This window comes from Amycolatopsis sp. ATCC 39116, from assembly GCF_000231075.2.
In the GTDB taxonomy this organism is placed as follows: Bacteria; Actinomycetota; Actinomycetes; order Mycobacteriales; family Pseudonocardiaceae; genus Amycolatopsis_E; species Amycolatopsis_E tucumanensis.
Genome location: NZ_AFWY03000005.1, coordinates 207,238 through 222,357 on the forward strand (window position 1 = coordinate 207,238; position 15,120 = coordinate 222,357).

The 15,120-nt window shown below is 67.3% G+C and carries 12 protein-coding genes and 4 pseudogenes; 8 read left to right on the forward strand and 8 right to left on the reverse strand.

Annotation, left to right across the window (positions count from 1 at the left end):
* The first annotated feature begins 35 nt into the window (after positions 1-35).
* The 3 genes and pseudogenes from AMY39116_RS42490 to AMY39116_RS48070 form a co-directional block, all read left to right on the forward strand.
* Complete coding sequence (locus AMY39116_RS42490; protein WP_020417285.1) at positions 36-935, forward strand: NAD-dependent epimerase/dehydratase family protein; 900 nt, start codon at positions 36-38, stop codon at positions 933-935.
* Positions 932-1,801: an alpha/beta hydrolase fold domain-containing protein gene (locus tag AMY39116_RS42495; RefSeq protein WP_020417286.1), complete on the forward strand. Its 870-nt coding sequence runs from the start codon at positions 932-934 to the stop codon at positions 1,799-1,801. The genes AMY39116_RS42490 and AMY39116_RS42495 overlap by 4 nt, the downstream gene beginning before the upstream one ends.
* A 217-nt stretch (positions 1,802-2,018) precedes the next feature.
* Positions 2,019-2,390 (forward strand): annotated as a pseudogene (locus AMY39116_RS48070) (LLM class flavin-dependent oxidoreductase); the annotation flags it as partial.
* A 58-nt stretch (positions 2,391-2,448) separates the two neighbouring features.
* Here the strand turns inward: AMY39116_RS48070 and AMY39116_RS0308615 are convergent.
* The 5 genes and pseudogenes from AMY39116_RS0308615 to AMY39116_RS45275 form a co-directional block, all read right to left on the reverse strand.
* Positions 2,449-3,726 (reverse strand): DUF1116 domain-containing protein, encoded by a 1,278-nt coding sequence (locus AMY39116_RS0308615; RefSeq protein ID WP_020417287.1) that lies wholly within the window; start codon positions 3,724-3,726, stop codon positions 2,449-2,451.
* Positions 3,723-4,610, reverse strand: coding sequence for an alpha/beta fold hydrolase (locus AMY39116_RS0308620; RefSeq protein ID WP_020417288.1), 888 nt, complete (start codon positions 4,608-4,610; stop codon positions 3,723-3,725). The genes AMY39116_RS0308615 and AMY39116_RS0308620 overlap by 4 nt, the downstream gene beginning before the upstream one ends.
* 50 nt (positions 4,611-4,660) lie before the next feature.
* Entirely contained in the window at positions 4,661-6,205 is a 1,545-nt protein-coding gene (locus AMY39116_RS0308625; protein ID WP_020417289.1) for a sodium:solute symporter, read from the reverse strand.
* Positions 6,205-6,441, reverse strand: a complete 237-nt coding sequence (locus AMY39116_RS46575) for a hypothetical protein (RefSeq protein WP_020417290.1) — start codon at positions 6,439-6,441, stop codon at positions 6,205-6,207. Before AMY39116_RS46575 ends, AMY39116_RS0308625 begins: the two co-directional genes overlap by 1 nt.
* 206 nt (positions 6,442-6,647) lie before the next feature.
* Positions 6,648-7,027: pseudogene (locus AMY39116_RS45275) on the reverse strand (transposase); the annotation flags it as partial.
* Positions 7,028-7,132: 105 nt separating this feature from the next.
* On the opposite strand from AMY39116_RS45275, the pseudogene AMY39116_RS0308645 reads away from it, so the two are divergent.
* Positions 7,133-8,293: pseudogene (locus tag AMY39116_RS0308645) on the forward strand (IS3 family transposase).
* 89 nt (positions 8,294-8,382) lie between these two features.
* Here AMY39116_RS0308645 and AMY39116_RS47385 read toward each other — a convergent pair.
* Positions 8,383-9,390, reverse strand: coding sequence for a helix-turn-helix transcriptional regulator (locus AMY39116_RS47385; protein ID WP_020417294.1), 1,008 nt, complete (start codon positions 9,388-9,390; stop codon positions 8,383-8,385).
* A gap of 306 nt (positions 9,391-9,696) precedes the next feature.
* On the opposite strand from AMY39116_RS47385, the pseudogene AMY39116_RS47390 reads away from it, so the two are divergent.
* Positions 9,697-10,073 (forward strand): annotated as a pseudogene (locus AMY39116_RS47390) (transposase); the annotation flags it as partial.
* Positions 10,074-10,873: 800 nt separating this feature from the next.
* Here the strand turns inward: AMY39116_RS47390 and AMY39116_RS0308655 are convergent.
* The gene (locus AMY39116_RS0308655; RefSeq protein ID WP_020417296.1) at positions 10,874-11,869 is read right to left on the reverse strand and encodes a PhnD/SsuA/transferrin family substrate-binding protein; all 996 of its coding nucleotides are present in this window, start codon (positions 11,867-11,869) and stop codon (positions 10,874-10,876) included.
* 40 nt (positions 11,870-11,909) lie between these two features.
* On the opposite strand from AMY39116_RS0308655, the gene AMY39116_RS0308660 reads away from it, so the two are divergent.
* A complete protein-coding gene (locus AMY39116_RS0308660) occupies positions 11,910-12,620 on the forward strand; it encodes a TetR/AcrR family transcriptional regulator (protein ID WP_020417297.1) in 711 nt (236 codons plus the stop codon).
* A 28-nt stretch (positions 12,621-12,648) separates the two neighbouring features.
* Here the strand turns inward: AMY39116_RS0308660 and AMY39116_RS45285 are convergent, their stop codons facing one another.
* Positions 12,649-13,545, reverse strand: a complete 897-nt coding sequence (locus AMY39116_RS45285) for a hypothetical protein (protein ID WP_235716084.1) — start codon at positions 13,543-13,545, stop codon at positions 12,649-12,651.
* A 10-nt stretch (positions 13,546-13,555) separates the two neighbouring features.
* Between AMY39116_RS45285 and AMY39116_RS0308665 the strand changes: the two genes are divergently transcribed.
* Complete coding sequence (locus AMY39116_RS0308665; protein ID WP_235716085.1) at positions 13,556-14,560, forward strand: alpha/beta fold hydrolase; 1,005 nt, start codon at positions 13,556-13,558, stop codon at positions 14,558-14,560.
* Positions 14,557-15,015 (forward strand): GbsR/MarR family transcriptional regulator, encoded by a 459-nt coding sequence (locus AMY39116_RS0308670; protein ID WP_020417299.1) that lies wholly within the window; start codon positions 14,557-14,559, stop codon positions 15,013-15,015. Before AMY39116_RS0308665 ends, AMY39116_RS0308670 begins: the two co-directional genes overlap by 4 nt.
* Positions 15,016-15,120 lie beyond the last annotated feature (105 nt).

Here is a 15,120-nt window from a genome sequence, read left to right on the forward strand (position 1 = left end):
GTTCCACCGCGAAACCGCTGAGGAACGGAACCATCATGAAGGTCTTCATCACTGGCGGGACGGGCTACCTCGGCACCGTCCTCGTCGAGCACCTCGTCAGGGCCGGGCACGACGTCGCAGCCCTTGCCCGCTCGGACGCCAGCGCCGCACGCCTGCACGACGCGGGTGCCACACCTGTGGCTGGGTCGCTCAGCGACACCGCCGTCCTCGCCGGCGCTGCGGCAGCCGCCGATGCCGTCATTCACGCAGCGGTCGACTACGCGATGACCGACGAATCGACGGCGATGGAGCTGGCCGCGGTCAAGGCGTTGGTCGACGGCGCCGCGTCCGGGACTGTCCGGAAGCCGTTCGTATTCACCAGCACCGGGCTGGTCTACGGGTTCGAGGAGGATCAGGACAAGTCGGAGGATGCTGTTCTGCCGGAGGTCAGCGCACAGCCGGTGAAGGTCGCAGCTGAACGCATCGTCTGCGGTGCGGCGGGCATCTCCGGCATCGTGTTCCGCGCCGGGCTGGTCTTCGGCCGCGGTGGCTCCGCACTCGTGACGGGACTGATCCAGTCCGCCCAGCACACCGGAACGTCGATCTACGTCGGAGACGGGGAGAACGCGTGGACCCCCGTCCACGTCGACGACCTCGCCGATCTGTACGTCGCGGCTCTCGAACGCCCGGTCGCTGGCATCTACAACGCTGTCGGCGCCGTGCCGTTCACGTTCCGAGCGCTCGCTGAAGCGATCGGAGACCTGACCGGAAAGCCGGTCGCATCCGTTCCGCTCAAGATCGCGGAACAGAGCTTCGGACCGGCCGCCCGCATCCTGACGACGACGAGCGGCCTCGACGCCGCCAAGGCCCGCGACACCTTCGGCTGGAGTCCCGCGCCGCGATCGCTGATCGACGACGTCCGCTCCGGGTCCTACACCGAGGCCGCCGCGAAATGAGTCCGAGCCTGCGGAGCCGGCTGCTCGCCGGCGCCATGACGGTCATGCGTGCTCGAGAACAGTTCAACCCGAAGAAATTCACCAAGGAGCCGAGCACCGCGGCCCAGTACTCGCCGCCGCCGTCAATCAAGAAGAGGGTCACCATAACGCGGAGCACGTTCCGCGACTGGCCCGTGTTCACGCTCGCGCCGGAAACGCCCTCCGGGAAGCAAGCCCTCTACCTGCATGGCGGGGCGTGGGCAGCGGAAATCCAGGCCCGGCACTGGAACCTCGTCGCCGACCTCGCCGTCGGCACCTCGCGGACCTTCGTCGTACCGATCTTCCCCCTCGTTCCAGCAGTCACCCACCGCGACATCACCCCGGTCCTCACGGACCTGTGGCTGGCGACCGCACAAGAGGTGCCGACGGCGCTCGTCGGCGACTCATCGGGAGCGACAATGGCCCTGAACCTCCTTGTCGCCCTCGCCGAGGGGTCCCCCGCGCCGGATGCGACAGTGCTGCTGTCCCCTACGTTCGACCTCACGTTCGCTAATCCAGAAAGCGCCCGCATCGCCCCCCACGATCCACTGCTGAAGCTCGACCACATCCGCGCTCTCGCCGCCAGCTACGCGGGCCCCGACGGGCCCGACAGTGCACTGGTCAGCCCCGTTCACGCCCGGGTCGACCACCTCGACGCGATCACTGTCTTCACCGGCACCAGGGACCTCCTGAACCCGGATGCTCACCGCTTCGCCGACCTCGCCCGAGACGCCCCCGGCACGCAGGTCACCGTCGAAGAGACCGCCGGTGCGGTGCACGACTGGATGCTGATGCCGATCCCCGAAGCGAAAACGACCCGTGCCCACATCGCCCGCCTCCTGCGGTAGGCAGCAGGCGTGCGAGGCACAGCCGGCTCGGCTGCAGGGCATCCGGCGCCGAACACCCTGCGCGTCGAACTGCCACAACCGGTCGCCCGCATGTGCCGCGAGCAGCGGATCCGGAGCCTGTTCGCCAAGAAACGTCGCCTGCCCCGCACAGCGGGACCACCGGTCCACGACGACCTCGTCACCCGTCGGTTCACCGCCAGGCCAGCCTGCCGCGGCCGCTGCGGTGACCAATCGGATCGAGTTGCTCAGCCACGTCCTGATCGCCCCGAGTTGGCCGACGGCCCTGCTGGCCAATGAAGCCGCCGGGATCGACGCGGTGTCGGGCGGACGGCTGACGCCCGACACCGGAGTGGGAGCCGGCCCGGACAACTTCCTGGTCGCCGGCCACAGGTGGAGGGGCGCGGCAAGCGCCCCTCGATCGATCTGCGCACCTACCGCGATGTCTGACGCGGCGAACCGGTCACGGGCGGCGAAAACCCTGCGGTCTCCGCTGGAACCGCCCGATTTCCCTGCTGTTCGGCGCACGAGACGAGCCGGCACTGCAGCGGGCCGCACGCCGCGGTGCGGGAGGAACCTGCCGGGTGAGTAACCCCTCGCCCGCAAGCGTGCTGCCCGTAACCTCCGTCCGCGTCTGACCCTCGCCTAGCTCACCGGGAAGACCCGGCCGCCTGCAACGCTTTGACCGCTTCCTGGAACGGTTCGACTGGCGCGATCAGGAGTCCCGCGCCAGCGTGACCACCTTCGCGGAGTGCTGCGCCCATGTGAATGCTCGGCGTGATGCCGGACGCGGCTACCTGTGCCGCATCGATCCCGAACGGGACGCCTCGGAAGGCTAGGTACGGAATCTTCCATGTCGGATGTTCGGTGTGCGTGATGTCGTACATCGCGTTCGTCGTCGTCACCATGTGATCGACCGAACCGCCGCTGTAATCCTGGAGGGAGAAGGCCGCAGCTGCAGCCATGCCGCCCAGGCCGATCGTCTCGGTGATGAGACTTTCGCCGCCCATGAACGCCGTGTCCTCGGGCCTGAGGCCGTCGAACAACTTCGCCCGCAGCGGAGGAATCGGCGCCCGGAACCAGCGTCGTCCTGTGCCGGCGGTGCGGATCGCGAACTGCTTCTCGTTGAGCGTCATGGCAGTCACGATGGTGCTCCCCACCATCCCCGCGGCGCGATCAGCGATGCACTTGCCCGTCGCCATAGCGATGTGGAGGAAGAACAAGTCGTTCTGACCAAGGAAGTCGAGAACCTCACGCGTAGAAGCGCCGAGCCCGTTGGCGTCGAGGACCGGTCCGCTCAGCTGTTGATACAGGATGGCGGTAGCGGCGGTGTTACGGCTGTGCAGATCGTCCCCCATGCCCAGAGCGCGGCGGATCATGGGGCTCAGTCGCAGCCCGCCGACATGCCGCAGACCCGCCGACAGCTGCGGAGCCAAGACCTCTCGCAACCAGATCAGGCGCCGGTGCACTGCGTCGTTCCAGACTCCGTAGGTCAAGCGTTGACGCTCGCTGCCCTCATAGAGCAGGCAGTGCCCGCGCCCGCCGGTGACCGGATCCTCCACAACCCACACCGGCATGGAGGCCGAGGTGACGCCCGTGACGGAGCCGACGCAGCCGTGGTCATGGCAGGGCCGGACGATGATCTTCCCCTCGTGCAGCAAGGCGTCTGCCTCCGCAAGCGAGTCGGCGAGCCCCTCGAACACGGCCGCTCCGAGGACCGCCCGACGCTGACCACCGGTGTACTGCGCCCACTTCAGCGGCGCTCCCGAGACGAGGATCGTGTGCGGCGTCATGCCCGGCAGGGCTTCGAGTGCTGGGGCGACGTCGACCAGGATCGGGTCGACAGCCAGCATGGCCGCGACCGCCGCGTCGTTGGCTCCCTCGCGGTCGATTCTCGGAGCCTGGCCGGCGACGTGCGCGCTCGTCATGCCCACCTCGAGATGAACTTGGTGGCGGCCGCGTTGACCTGATCCGGCTTCGAAGCACTCAGGAAGTGGTGCCCGCCGTCAATCACCTCGAGCCTGGCGTCGGCCGAGCGCGTAAAGAGCTTGATTTCCTGTTCGGCGTTGGCGACCGAGTAGACCTGGTCGGCGGTGCCGTGCAGCCACAGCACCGGCGGTCGCACCTCATCCAGCCGGCCGTGGAGACCGTCGCGATCGCGCAGGTTGATCGTGCACAGGCGAAGACGGTGCCGGCCGGCGTCGCCGGCGTAGTTCGTGCGATATGTCTTGAGCCAGAACCTGCGCTCGTCGTCGGTCAGACCGCCGAGTGCCGCGTCGAAGGTGTCGTCCACAAACTGGTCCGGCACCACCCAGTCAGAGTCGACCGGATCGGCGAATGCATCTATGAAGGGTGTGCAGAACTGCGGACCGTCCCAGCAACCCAGATCGCGGGTGCGCTGGCTCTCGGTGTCGAGCGACGTGCCCAGCGGGATCAGCCCTTTGACGACCTGGGGCGCCATCAGTGCCATGCGGACGGCGATCCATCCGCCCTGGGAGGTGCCCAGCACGAATGCCTCGCTGATGCCCAGGGCCGCGAGCGCCTGGAGGGTGGCGATTGCGCTGTCCCAGTAGGTGAAGTGCTCGTACCCCGCCCGGGTGCGGCCGTGCCCGAATGGCTCGAGAGCGAGGAGATTCACCGCTCCGTTCAGCGCCGGGTCTGCGAACTGCGGCCGGTACAGGTCGGCGGAGGTGGTGTACGAGTTGATCATGACCAGCGTGGGCAGTTCAGGATCATGAGGCTTGCCGAAGGTGGCACCGATCACCGAGCCCCCGAGGTGCGGGATGTCAATGGTGTGCGCGATGGTGCTCATGAATCGTGTCTCCTGTTGTGCGGGACGTCGATGGTGAGTGAGGTTGGGGTTCAGACCGGGTCCGAGAGCGGGCTGGTGACAGGTCCCGGAGCCGACGGGCCGGCTGGGGCGGTACGTGATCGCGCCGTTCGGAAGAGCTGGTCGACCCTGTGACGCTCTGCGGCGTCGTCCGGGCGGGCGATGCTGACGGCGACGAACACAGCCAGGTTGGCGACCAGGCCCACCAGTCCGGAACCGAGGCCGCCCAGCCATGGAACGGCACCACCGACGTCCATGTAGGGCACCGTCAGCACTAGCGCCACCAAAGCACCTGTCAAGAGCCCTGTGATCGCTCCTGCCTTGGTGCCGCGGCGCCAGACGAGTCCGCCGAAGATCGGAACGGCCAGTTGGATGATTGCTTGGTAGGCCAGCTGCGTGACGCCTGCCAGGTTCGGGGAGTCATAGATCCGGTAGGCGATGACGGCGGCGATGATCGCGCTCACTCCCATCGCACCTTTGGCCAGGTAGAGCTCCTGCTTGTCACGCAGGGGGCGGATGACCCCGACGATGTCGTTGGCGACCTGTGTGCCGATGGCCTGGGTGACGCCGTCGACGAAGCCCATGCCGGCGGCGAAGACGACGACCAACGAGCACGCCAGCAGCCACGTGCCGCCCGCATCCTGCGAGACCGCGAAAAACGCCGAGACGGGCTCCTTCGCGGCGAAGGGAAGGGGTGCCGCGCACAGCGCAACTGCGACGAGTAGCACGAAGAACCCGAAGCCGATGACCATCGTCTGCAGGGATCCCTTCTTGACTTCCTGCACACTGGCCGCGGTGTAGATGCGGGTGAAGATCATGGGCCAGCACAAGCTGCCGATGATGCCGGCCGCGACGATGCCGAAGTAGTAGAAGCCGCCGTTCTCGGATCCGAAGCCGGGCAGGCTGAGCTGGCTCTCGCTCAGGCGGTCGAGGTTCGAAAGACCATCGAAGTAGAAGAAGAGCAGGCCCAGGCAGAGGACGGCCGAGCCCAGATAGGCCACGATCCCCTGGACCATGTCGGTCATGATCAGTCCGCGCATGCCCATCTGCACGGTCCAGAACTGGCGGACGACGAGAACGAGGATGCCGATCAGGATCGAGTCGGCGACCGAGAGGTGTCCCAGCGACGCCCACTGGATGACGGCGCCCATAGCGATCAGCCCCAGGATGAGCCATGGGAGGAGCGCGACGACACTGATAGCGCTGGCGACGAGCTTGAGCGCAGGACTGTTGTAGCGCAGAGCCAGCAGGTCCGCCTGGGTACGCAGGTCGAACTGCTTGCCCCACTTCCAGACCGGGCGTGCGATGAAGTACATCGCCAGGACGCCGAGGACGGAGTAGACAAGGAAGTACAGACCGACCAGACCGCTGGCCACCATCAGGCCGAACACGGCGGTGAACGTCGATCCGGGCCACCACGAGTTGGTGTAGGCCATCGACACGAACCAACTGGAGAAAGAGCGCTCCCCAACCGCGTAGTCGCTGAAGGACGCGATGTCGCGACGTCGCTTGGTGAGATGCAGTACACCGACGATAACGGCGAAGAACAGGGCCAGGGAGCCGAAGGTGATGATCATCAGTCAAGCACCCCCCGCCGGCGCTCGAGCAGCCAGAGCCCGTAGGTCACGGCGATCGCGGCCGCGGAGACCAGGAGCATGTACCAAACCGACGCTGGGATCGAGAGCAACCTCCCATGTTGCCGGGAGAGCGTGATGTACACCGGCGGTGCCAGTGCGACCGCGTACACCAGCGCGAACAAAGCGCCGAACAGCACGGTGCCCGAAGGCCGCTGTTCATCCTTCGTGCGTTCCATGAAACCTCACTTCGTCGACCAGGGCGTGAACTGCTGGTGTCGAGACCTTGAGCGTAGGAATCGGCTCGATCGAGGGGCATCGGTCGACTGACGTATTCGGGACTTGAGGCTTCAGCAGGGCTCTCCGGCCTCACTGGAGTCACGCTGCCGCTCCGGTCACTGAGCCGAATCCTCCGCCACTGGCGCGGGGCGTTTCCCTGACCTCGACCTGCGACAGCTCGGCGCTGACCTGCGCGCCTGGCGGGTGTCGTCGACCGAACTCGTCGAGGAGTCCCGTGCAGCATCAGGCCGAGGGTGTCGATGAGCCAGTGGCGTTTGCGGTCCGGACGCGTTTCCCGGCGTCGTAGCCAATCTGTTCACCGAGAAACCACTGGTAGGCGATGCTCCACGACCCCGATCGTGCGGACCAGCCGCCACGCGCACCCGCTGACCAGCACTAGGAGATCGTGTCGACGATCAACCGGCGGGAGTACACATGCGAGCGACCACACAGCACCGCCGCTGGCCGGGGCAGCAACGGCTCGATCACCTCCTGCGCGTCGGTCACCGACGAGTCATAGGCCGGCTTGCAGCCACAGACACACACCCGACCGAAATGATCACCAAATCCTGACAACTACCACGGGTCTGCCCAGGTTTCGGTTGACTCCTGATCTGTGAGGCCGACGGCCTTGCTGGAAGGATGAGGATCGTGCCGAAGCCGTTCCCGAAGGAGTTCCGTCGTGACGTGATCGCGGTCGCCCGTCAGGGCGACCAGTCGGTTGCCCAGGTCGCGAGGAGTTTCGGAATCTCGGAGTCCTGCCTGTCACGGCGGCTGAAAATCGCCGACCGCGAGGACGGCGTCAGCGCCGACCGCCCGACTTCAGCCCCGCCGGGGGACCTGGAGGCGGAAAACCGGGAGCTGCGCAGGCGCACGAAACAGCTGGAGCAGGAGAACGAGATCCTGCGCCGCGCGACCGCCTACTTCGCGCGTGACGTGCTCCCAAAATGATGTACCCGCTGGTCGGCGCACCTCGCCGGCGACGGCATCCCCGTCACGGTGACCTGCAGGGTGCTGGGCTTTTCCAAGCAGGCCTTCTACAAGTGGAAGGTCAAACCGGTCAGTGACCGCGACTACGACGACGCTCATCTCATCAACGCCGCGATCGACATCCACCACGATGACCCCGAGTTCGGCTACCGGTTCATCGCCGACGAACTCGCCGCCGCGGGCTGGCGGGCCTCGCGCAACCGCGTCGGCCGGTTGTGTTCCCAGCAGCGGTTGTGGTCAGTGCACGCCGGCAAACGAGGGCGCCACCGACGCCCCGGGCCACCCGTGCACGATGACCTCGTCCGTCGCGAGTTCACTGCCCAGCGGCCCGATCAGCTCTGGCTGACCGACATCACCGAACATCCCACCGACGAGGGCAAGCTTTACCTCTACGCGGTCAAAGACGCCTGCTCCAAACGGATCATCGGCTACTCCATCGATTCGCACATGACCTCCCACCTCGCTGTCGCCGCGCTACGCCACGCCGTGACGCTGCGCGAACCGGCCGGGACCGTGGTGCACTCCGACCGCGGCAGCCAGTTCCGCTCACACGCCTACCAGCGCGAGCTGCGCGCGGCCAGCCTGCGCGGATCAATGGGGCAAGTCGGAACCTGCGCCGATAACGCCGCGATGGAATCCTCCTTCAGCCTCCTGCAAAAGAACGTGCTCAACCGCCGACGCTGGCCCACCCGAGCTCAACTACACCTCGCCATCGTCACCTGGATCGAAACCACCTACCACCGCCGACGCCGCCAACACACCCTGGGACGACTGACTCCGATCGAGTTCGAGACACTGCTCAACGCCGCTGACGCGGCCTGACCCCACCCCACAAAACCGGAGTCAACCGAACTCTGGGCAGTCCCCACCGCTGCCACGCCGAGGTGATCACCCGGCTTCACAACACTGTCTCAGGCGTCCGTGGCGTTGAGGAGAACAAGGTCGGCGCCGACCGCGATCGCCGCGAGCCGGGCTCGCGACTCGCATGCGAGCTTCTCGAGCAGGTGCTCGACATGGGTGGAAACCGTGCGTGGACTGATGAAGAGCTCCCGAGCGATCCGCGGATTGGAGAATCCTTGTGCCACCAGGTGCAGGATCTGGGCCTCCCGGGGGCTGAGGTCGAAGGGCCACGGGATCTGTTCCTCGCTGATCAGCGTCGCCTGACCACGGCACGGGATGACGTCGATACGGTGACAGCTCCCCTTCGGGCCTGCCCACAGATAGCGCCGGCGAACCGAGCCACGCATGGCCAGGTCGCGGAGCACGCGGTTGGGTATGTGCTCCAGGAGGACCGGTCCGGCCGATCGCCCGGGCATCTGCGAGACCGTCCCCGTACTGGAAACGACCACTGCGTGGGCGTCGGGACCCACGTGATGCTCGGCCGGGAGCGCGCTCAGCAGGTCACACGCCTGCGCGAGTAATGGCCGGAAACCCTCGATGGTGCGTCGTGCCTCGTCGCTGGCGTCGTGTGGACGTGCCCAGCTGACGTGAAGCGCTCCGGTGTAGCGACCGTCCGGGAGCCGCAGGCACATCGTCGCGCCCTCCTTGAATCCCGCCGGGATCAAGACCACTTCGGCGGAGAAGGTCTTGGAGAACTCGACCTGCCAGTCACGGGCGAGGTCGGACCACCTCAGCGCGTCAGGTACGCGGGTGTGCAAGAGCTGAAAACCGGGATTCTCCTGCACGAAGGCGTCGTTCATGTGGGCCTGGACCTGTGCGGAGTAACCCTCACTCGCCAGGGTGACGTGGCGGTGGGTTCCTGACACGGCGTCCCAGGCTGAGAGGGCGTACCCCTCCCAGGGGATGAGTTCACGCAGCACCCGCATCGCCGTCACCGCTCGCTCACGTACCAGATCGGCCTCGACGGAATCAGCAGCAGCGTTCGTGGCCATGGCGGGAAGTATCGCTTCGATCTGCATCTCGCACCTCGGGTCACATCACACGTGAACACACCAATGCTAGGCGAACTGAGGACGCACGTGTCTGGTCGCGCTGTTCTAGCTGTGATGTCCAGGATGTCGGTCAGCCTGATCGGGGCCGTCGTCGCCGCGCCTACGCATGAAGGGCGGCGAGGCGTACCTCATGGGTGTTGAAGGGTCCCGAGGTTGTCTGGCAAGCCTTCCCGTTACCTGGCCTGGTTGAGGTCTTGAATAAGAGGTCGTAACAATATGATCTTGGTGTGGTTTGATGTCTCCCGCTGTTGATCTTGTCTCGGGAGGGTGTTGGTGGCGCAGCGTAGGCCGTGGGAGGTAGAGGACGAGCTGTGGGAGCTGATCGAGCCTCCGTTGCCCAAAGTTGAGCGCCGGTTCAGAAATCCGCGGCGGAAGCGGTTGGACGATCGGCGTGCGTTGTGCGGGATCTTGTTCGTGCTGTAGACGGGGATGCCATGGTCGCGCTCGCGGCGGTTGCGGGACTGGACTGAGGCCGGGGTGTGGCAGCAGTTGCACGAGCTGCCGCTGGCGAAGCTGAACGCGGCCGGGCTGATCGACTGGTCTCGGGCCGCGATCGATGGCTCGCATGTCCGGGCGTTGAAAGGGGGCCGAAAACCGGGCCGAGCCCGGTCGACCGAGCCCGCACCGGGTCAAAACACCATGTGATTACCGGAGGCGGCTGTGATGTCGTTGCGGTTGCCGCCGGCCAGCGCCACCGCCAGCGGGAACCACCAAGCCTTCGTCCGGCATCGCCTGCAGCATCATCTGCTGGCGCCGACTCAAGCGTGCTGCCGTCCGCGCTCTGGCCGGCAGATCAAGACCACGGCGGTCCCCGCGGCCGAACAGCCAGTAGGTCCCCTCCAGGTCGTGCGCGGTCGGGTCTGGTGGCGCTACGTCGACCGGCTCCGGCTGGAGGACTGCCAGCTCCGCTGGGCATGCCAGGTCTGCGGGCTGCCGCTGCCGCCCCGCGTGGGTGCTGGCCAGCCGCACCGGGCAGGTGAGCATGTCCAGCGCGCTGCACGAGCTCTGCCTGCACCTGGCCCAGCGGTGCTGCCCGGTGCTCGACGACGCCGGCGCTGCACCCGTAGCCGATCGACGCGCCCACGAGGTCAGCCCGAGGTCCTAGCCAACGGCACCCCGCTGAACCAGGTCCTCGTCGCGACCGCCGGACGCCTCCCGGACGGCTGTTCCCGCAGCACCGGACGATCACAACCGGACCCGGCCACCACGGGTAACGCCGCCCGGCCGGGGACGACGCGCCGACCACGGGCATGCCCGCGGAGCCGAACGCGACCGGTCGAACCGACCAGTCGCGCTCCCAGTGTCCGGCGAGCAGCTCGTGACCGCGCTTGATCGACCGCGCCAGATGACATCACAGGAGAACGGCCTGCGATGCTGGACGAGCGCACCCTGCGGATGGTTGCCGGGCCCGGCGGCCGCACCCCGGACTGGCTGTGACGTGGGCTGACGATCATGTCCCCAGCAGGTCGCTGACGAAGATGTCCTCGCTCGTCAGGTGGCGTTTCGACAGGCCCTGCTCGTGGTGGTAGCGCAGGAAGGTGTCGATCGCCGTGCGGTTGGCTTCGACGCCATAGGGCCACCAGTCCCCGCCGAGCAGGCGCCGATTCTCGGCGAAGAGTTGGCTGAACCAGGGAGTCATGAGGGCCATGTGTTGTTTGGCCGCCCCCTCGCGGTACTGGCGCGCCGTGATCTCCTTCGCCTCGCTGAAGGCCCGGTAGAGGGCGGTTGTCACGTCAGGCTGGTCCGCGAGTTCCTTGCGTACAGCGATGACGTGCATGGGCGGGAAGATGCCGGTGCGCCGGTAGTAATTCCGTTCCACCGTTGGGTAGTCGGGGAACAGTCGCGCGACCCTCGGTGATCCGTCCAGCAGCGTCTGCGGGACATCGACGGAGATCAGTGCGTCAATCTCGCCCGCCTCGAGCATGGCCCCGAGCGTGTGACCGTGCGCGGCGCGTCGGACGTCTACGCCGGGGGGCACGGGCTGAGGGATCCAGTCGAATGACGGGACAGGATAGTTGGTGCCGCCGATGATCCACCGGCACTGGTCGGGGGTGACGCCGTAGTCGTCGGCCAGGATACCTTTGGGCCACACGCCCGCGTCGTGTCCGTACAGCGCGAACTCGCCCACGGTTTTCCCGGCGAGATCCTGGGGTTCGGCGATACCGCTCGCGATGTTGACGAAGATCGCCGAGTGCCGGAAGTTCCGGTTCGGGAAGATCGGCAGCGCCAGGAACGGCGCATCCCGCTGGTCGAACAGGCGCAGGAAGTACGTCAGTCCCAGCTCTGCGACGTCGAAGTCCCCGCGCACCATGCGCCGGAAGATGTCCGACACGAGTGGCGCCGTCTCGAACGTGGCATCCACGCCCTCGACGGTCACAGTCCCGTCCAGCAGGGCTGCGGTGTGTTCGTACCGGTAGACACCGATGGCAAGCGTCGGATTGCTCACAACTACACCTCGCTTCCGTGAATGATCGTTCACTGTTACCATGGAGCTGTCAAGGCGAACGATCATTCATTTTGTGTCGGTCAACGGCACCACGGAGGTTGGCTCGATGCCGCGGATCACCGACGCGCGCCGCGAGGTGCGCCGCGCTCAGATCGTGGCGGCGGCGCGTCGCTGCTTCGCACGTGAGGGGTTCCACCAGACCTCGATGCCGGACATCGCACAAGAGGCAGGTGTGTCCGTCGGCGCCCCGTACCGCTACTTCGCCAGCAAGGAGGAGATCATTCTCGAACTCGCCGGCGACGCGTTCCACCTGCTGTTCGAGCCGGTAGCGCGACTGGTCCAAGGCGAAAAGGTCGCCACGGTCGCCGATCTCGTCGCTGCGTCGATCGGCCCCGCCGCCAGAGACACTGCCCTCGATGCGGCCGGCCAGCCCGTCCCCGTCGACGAACTACTCCGCTGTGCCGTGCAGGCATGGGGCGAGCTACTCGTGCACGAAGGACTCCACCGGCGAGCGGTCGAGGGATTCGAGAATGTCCGACAAAGCATGGCTGAGGTCCTTCGTCACGGCCAAGCAGCCGGGACGGTGCCGACCGGGCTGGACCCCGAACGCGGGGCCAGGGTCGTACTGGCGCAACTGCACGGTTTCGTGCTCCAACGCGTCGCGTTCGGGCTCGACGACATCGCTGGCTTCACCGACGCTGTTCAAGCCACTCTCGCCGGCGCGGGAATCCTCAACGCCACTGAGCCGTAGGCGCCGATCGGGACCCTCCGCGCCGCACTCATTCTTGAGACCCTACAGACGGCTCACCGCGATCGCGGGAGTCAGCGAAAGTCGCGGGATGCGTGCTGGATGGTGTTCGATGCGGTCGGCGCGGAGGCTGACGACGCCTTCGGGGGGAGCGTTGGACCATGGCGCACACGAGCATCGCTGAGCTGGCGCGGGCGACTGTTCGGAAGCCTGACCAGGTGTTTTGTTCGACGACGCCGGTGGCCCGGGCGTCCGCGGCCGCCAGCTCGAGCTTGGTCATGCCGGGCAGGGGCGGGGCGTCCAGGTCTGGGGCGAGGCCGGGAAGGTGGCCGGGGTGGTGCCGGGCGGCCGCGCCGGCGGCCCACAATGCCTGGCCGCAGTCCTGTCCCCAGCTCGGTAGCGCGCCGGCGGTGGCCAGCGCTTCGATGGCGGGGGTGTCGAGTCGGACCCGGCGCGTGAGGTCGTCCTGCGAGGTGAACGGCCCCGCGGCGCGGGCGTCGACGATCGCCGCGGCGGCGTCGCAGCCGAGGTTGCGCACGGTCCCGAGTCCGAACCGGACCGCCAGCCCGCCGGCGCTGTCGGCGTGGGGTTCGAGTGTGGCCTCGACTGGGATGCGGTTGATGTCGGGGCCACGGTGATCACCCCGTGTCGGTGCCCGTCTTCGACCAGCGATTGCGGACTGTAGAGGCCCATCGGCTGGGCCTTGAGCAGCCCGGCGAGGAACGCCGACGGGTGGTAGCACTTGAACCACGCGCTGGCGTAGACCAGCAGCGCGAAGCTGTGGCTGTGGCTGTTCCGGGAAGCCGTAGTCGCTGAAGGCGTAGATCTGGCGGAAGATCTGCTCGGCGAGCTCGCCGGTGACGCCGCGTTCGGCGGCGCCGGCGAAGAACCGGCGCGCGAGCCGGGCCATCTTCACCGGCGGGCGCACGGGATATGACGTGGCTGCGCGACGTGATCGTCCCCTCCGCGCCCCCCGTGGCGACGAACTGTGGCTCACCGCGAATGACACGCGGCTGGGCCGGCAGTCCCCTCAACCCGTCCAGCCCCTGACGGATCTGGGGCTCGCCAAGGGATCACTTGCACGCGGCCCGAATCTGAACTATTTTCAGAGGATGGTGAATCTTACTCGGCGTCTCGCTCGCCGTGACGCCGAGATCGCCTTCGCGGACTCGGGCGCCACCGGTCCTGCCGTGGTGCTCACGCATGGCGCGGGTGTCGACCACACGATGTTCGACGCGCAGGTGACGACCTTGACGCAGCACGGGTTTCGCGTCGTCGTCTGGGATCTGCGCGGGCACGGCCGGTCGGCGCTCGCGCCCGGGGTGCGGTTCAGTGCGACGGACGCACTGGAGGACCTCGACGCGCTGCTCGCCGAGTGCGGAATCGATACACCCGTGCTCGCCGGACACTCGCTCGGCGGCAATCTCGCGCAGGCCTTCGCGCGGACGCACCCGCAGCGTGTGAGCGGCGTGATCGTGCTCGACTCCACCTGGAACGCCGGCCCGCTGTCCGCGCTGGAACGGTGCGCGCTCCGACTCGCCGCGCCGGCGCTCGCCCTGGTTCCCGCGAAATCCCTTCCTCATCTCATGGCCCGCGCCTCAGCGGTCTCCCCCGACGCGATCGCCCGGACCGAAGCACTCTTCGCCCGCATGCCCAAACGCAGATTCCTGGACGTGTGGGCGGCGACCGTGTCGTTCGTCGCGCCCGACCCCGGATACCGTTCGCCAGTGCCACTCGCCCTGGTGCGCGGCGCCGAGGACCGCACGGGCAACATCGCCACGGCGATGTCCCGCTGGGCCGCGACCGAAGGCGTCGCCGAGCACGTGATCCCGCGCGCCGGGCACATGGTCACGTGGGACGCGCCCGCGGAAACCTCGCATACCCTGCTGCGGATCCTGAACGGCTGGCAACACCCGATCCGACACGGGGAGCAGCGATCATGACCCCGGAACAGCAGGATTTCGTCAACGCCCTGGGCGACACGCTGGCGACGTGGAACCTCCCTCGTGCCACGGGCCGGATCTACGGCTACCTCCTGCTGCGCGGCGAAGCGTCCACTTCGGACGAGCTGCGCGCCGCGCTGTCCCTCAGCTCCGGGGCCGTGAGCACCGCGACCAGGGAACTGGTTTCCTGGGGGCTGGCACGAACGATCCCGCAACCCGGCAGCCGCCGCCTGCTCGTCGAGGCAGCCGGCGGCTTCGAACAACTCCTCGCGGCCAGCCACGAACGCGCCCGAGCCTTCATCCGCACGCTTCGGGCGGCCGAGGAACTGACCGAGACGGAACGGGCGGCGGGACGACTGCGTGACGTCCGGGACCTGTTCACGTCCTACATCGACGCCGGCGAGCGAGTGCTCAGGGAGCGCGCCGCGGATGGCAACACCCGCATCCAAGCGTAGAAACTATGCCGCATCCGGCAACACCGGCCGGACACGAAGCCAACCTGCCTCCCCGTCGCCGACCCACGCGCCGGAGTGAAGCCGGCGCCGTTCAGCCGGGACGCG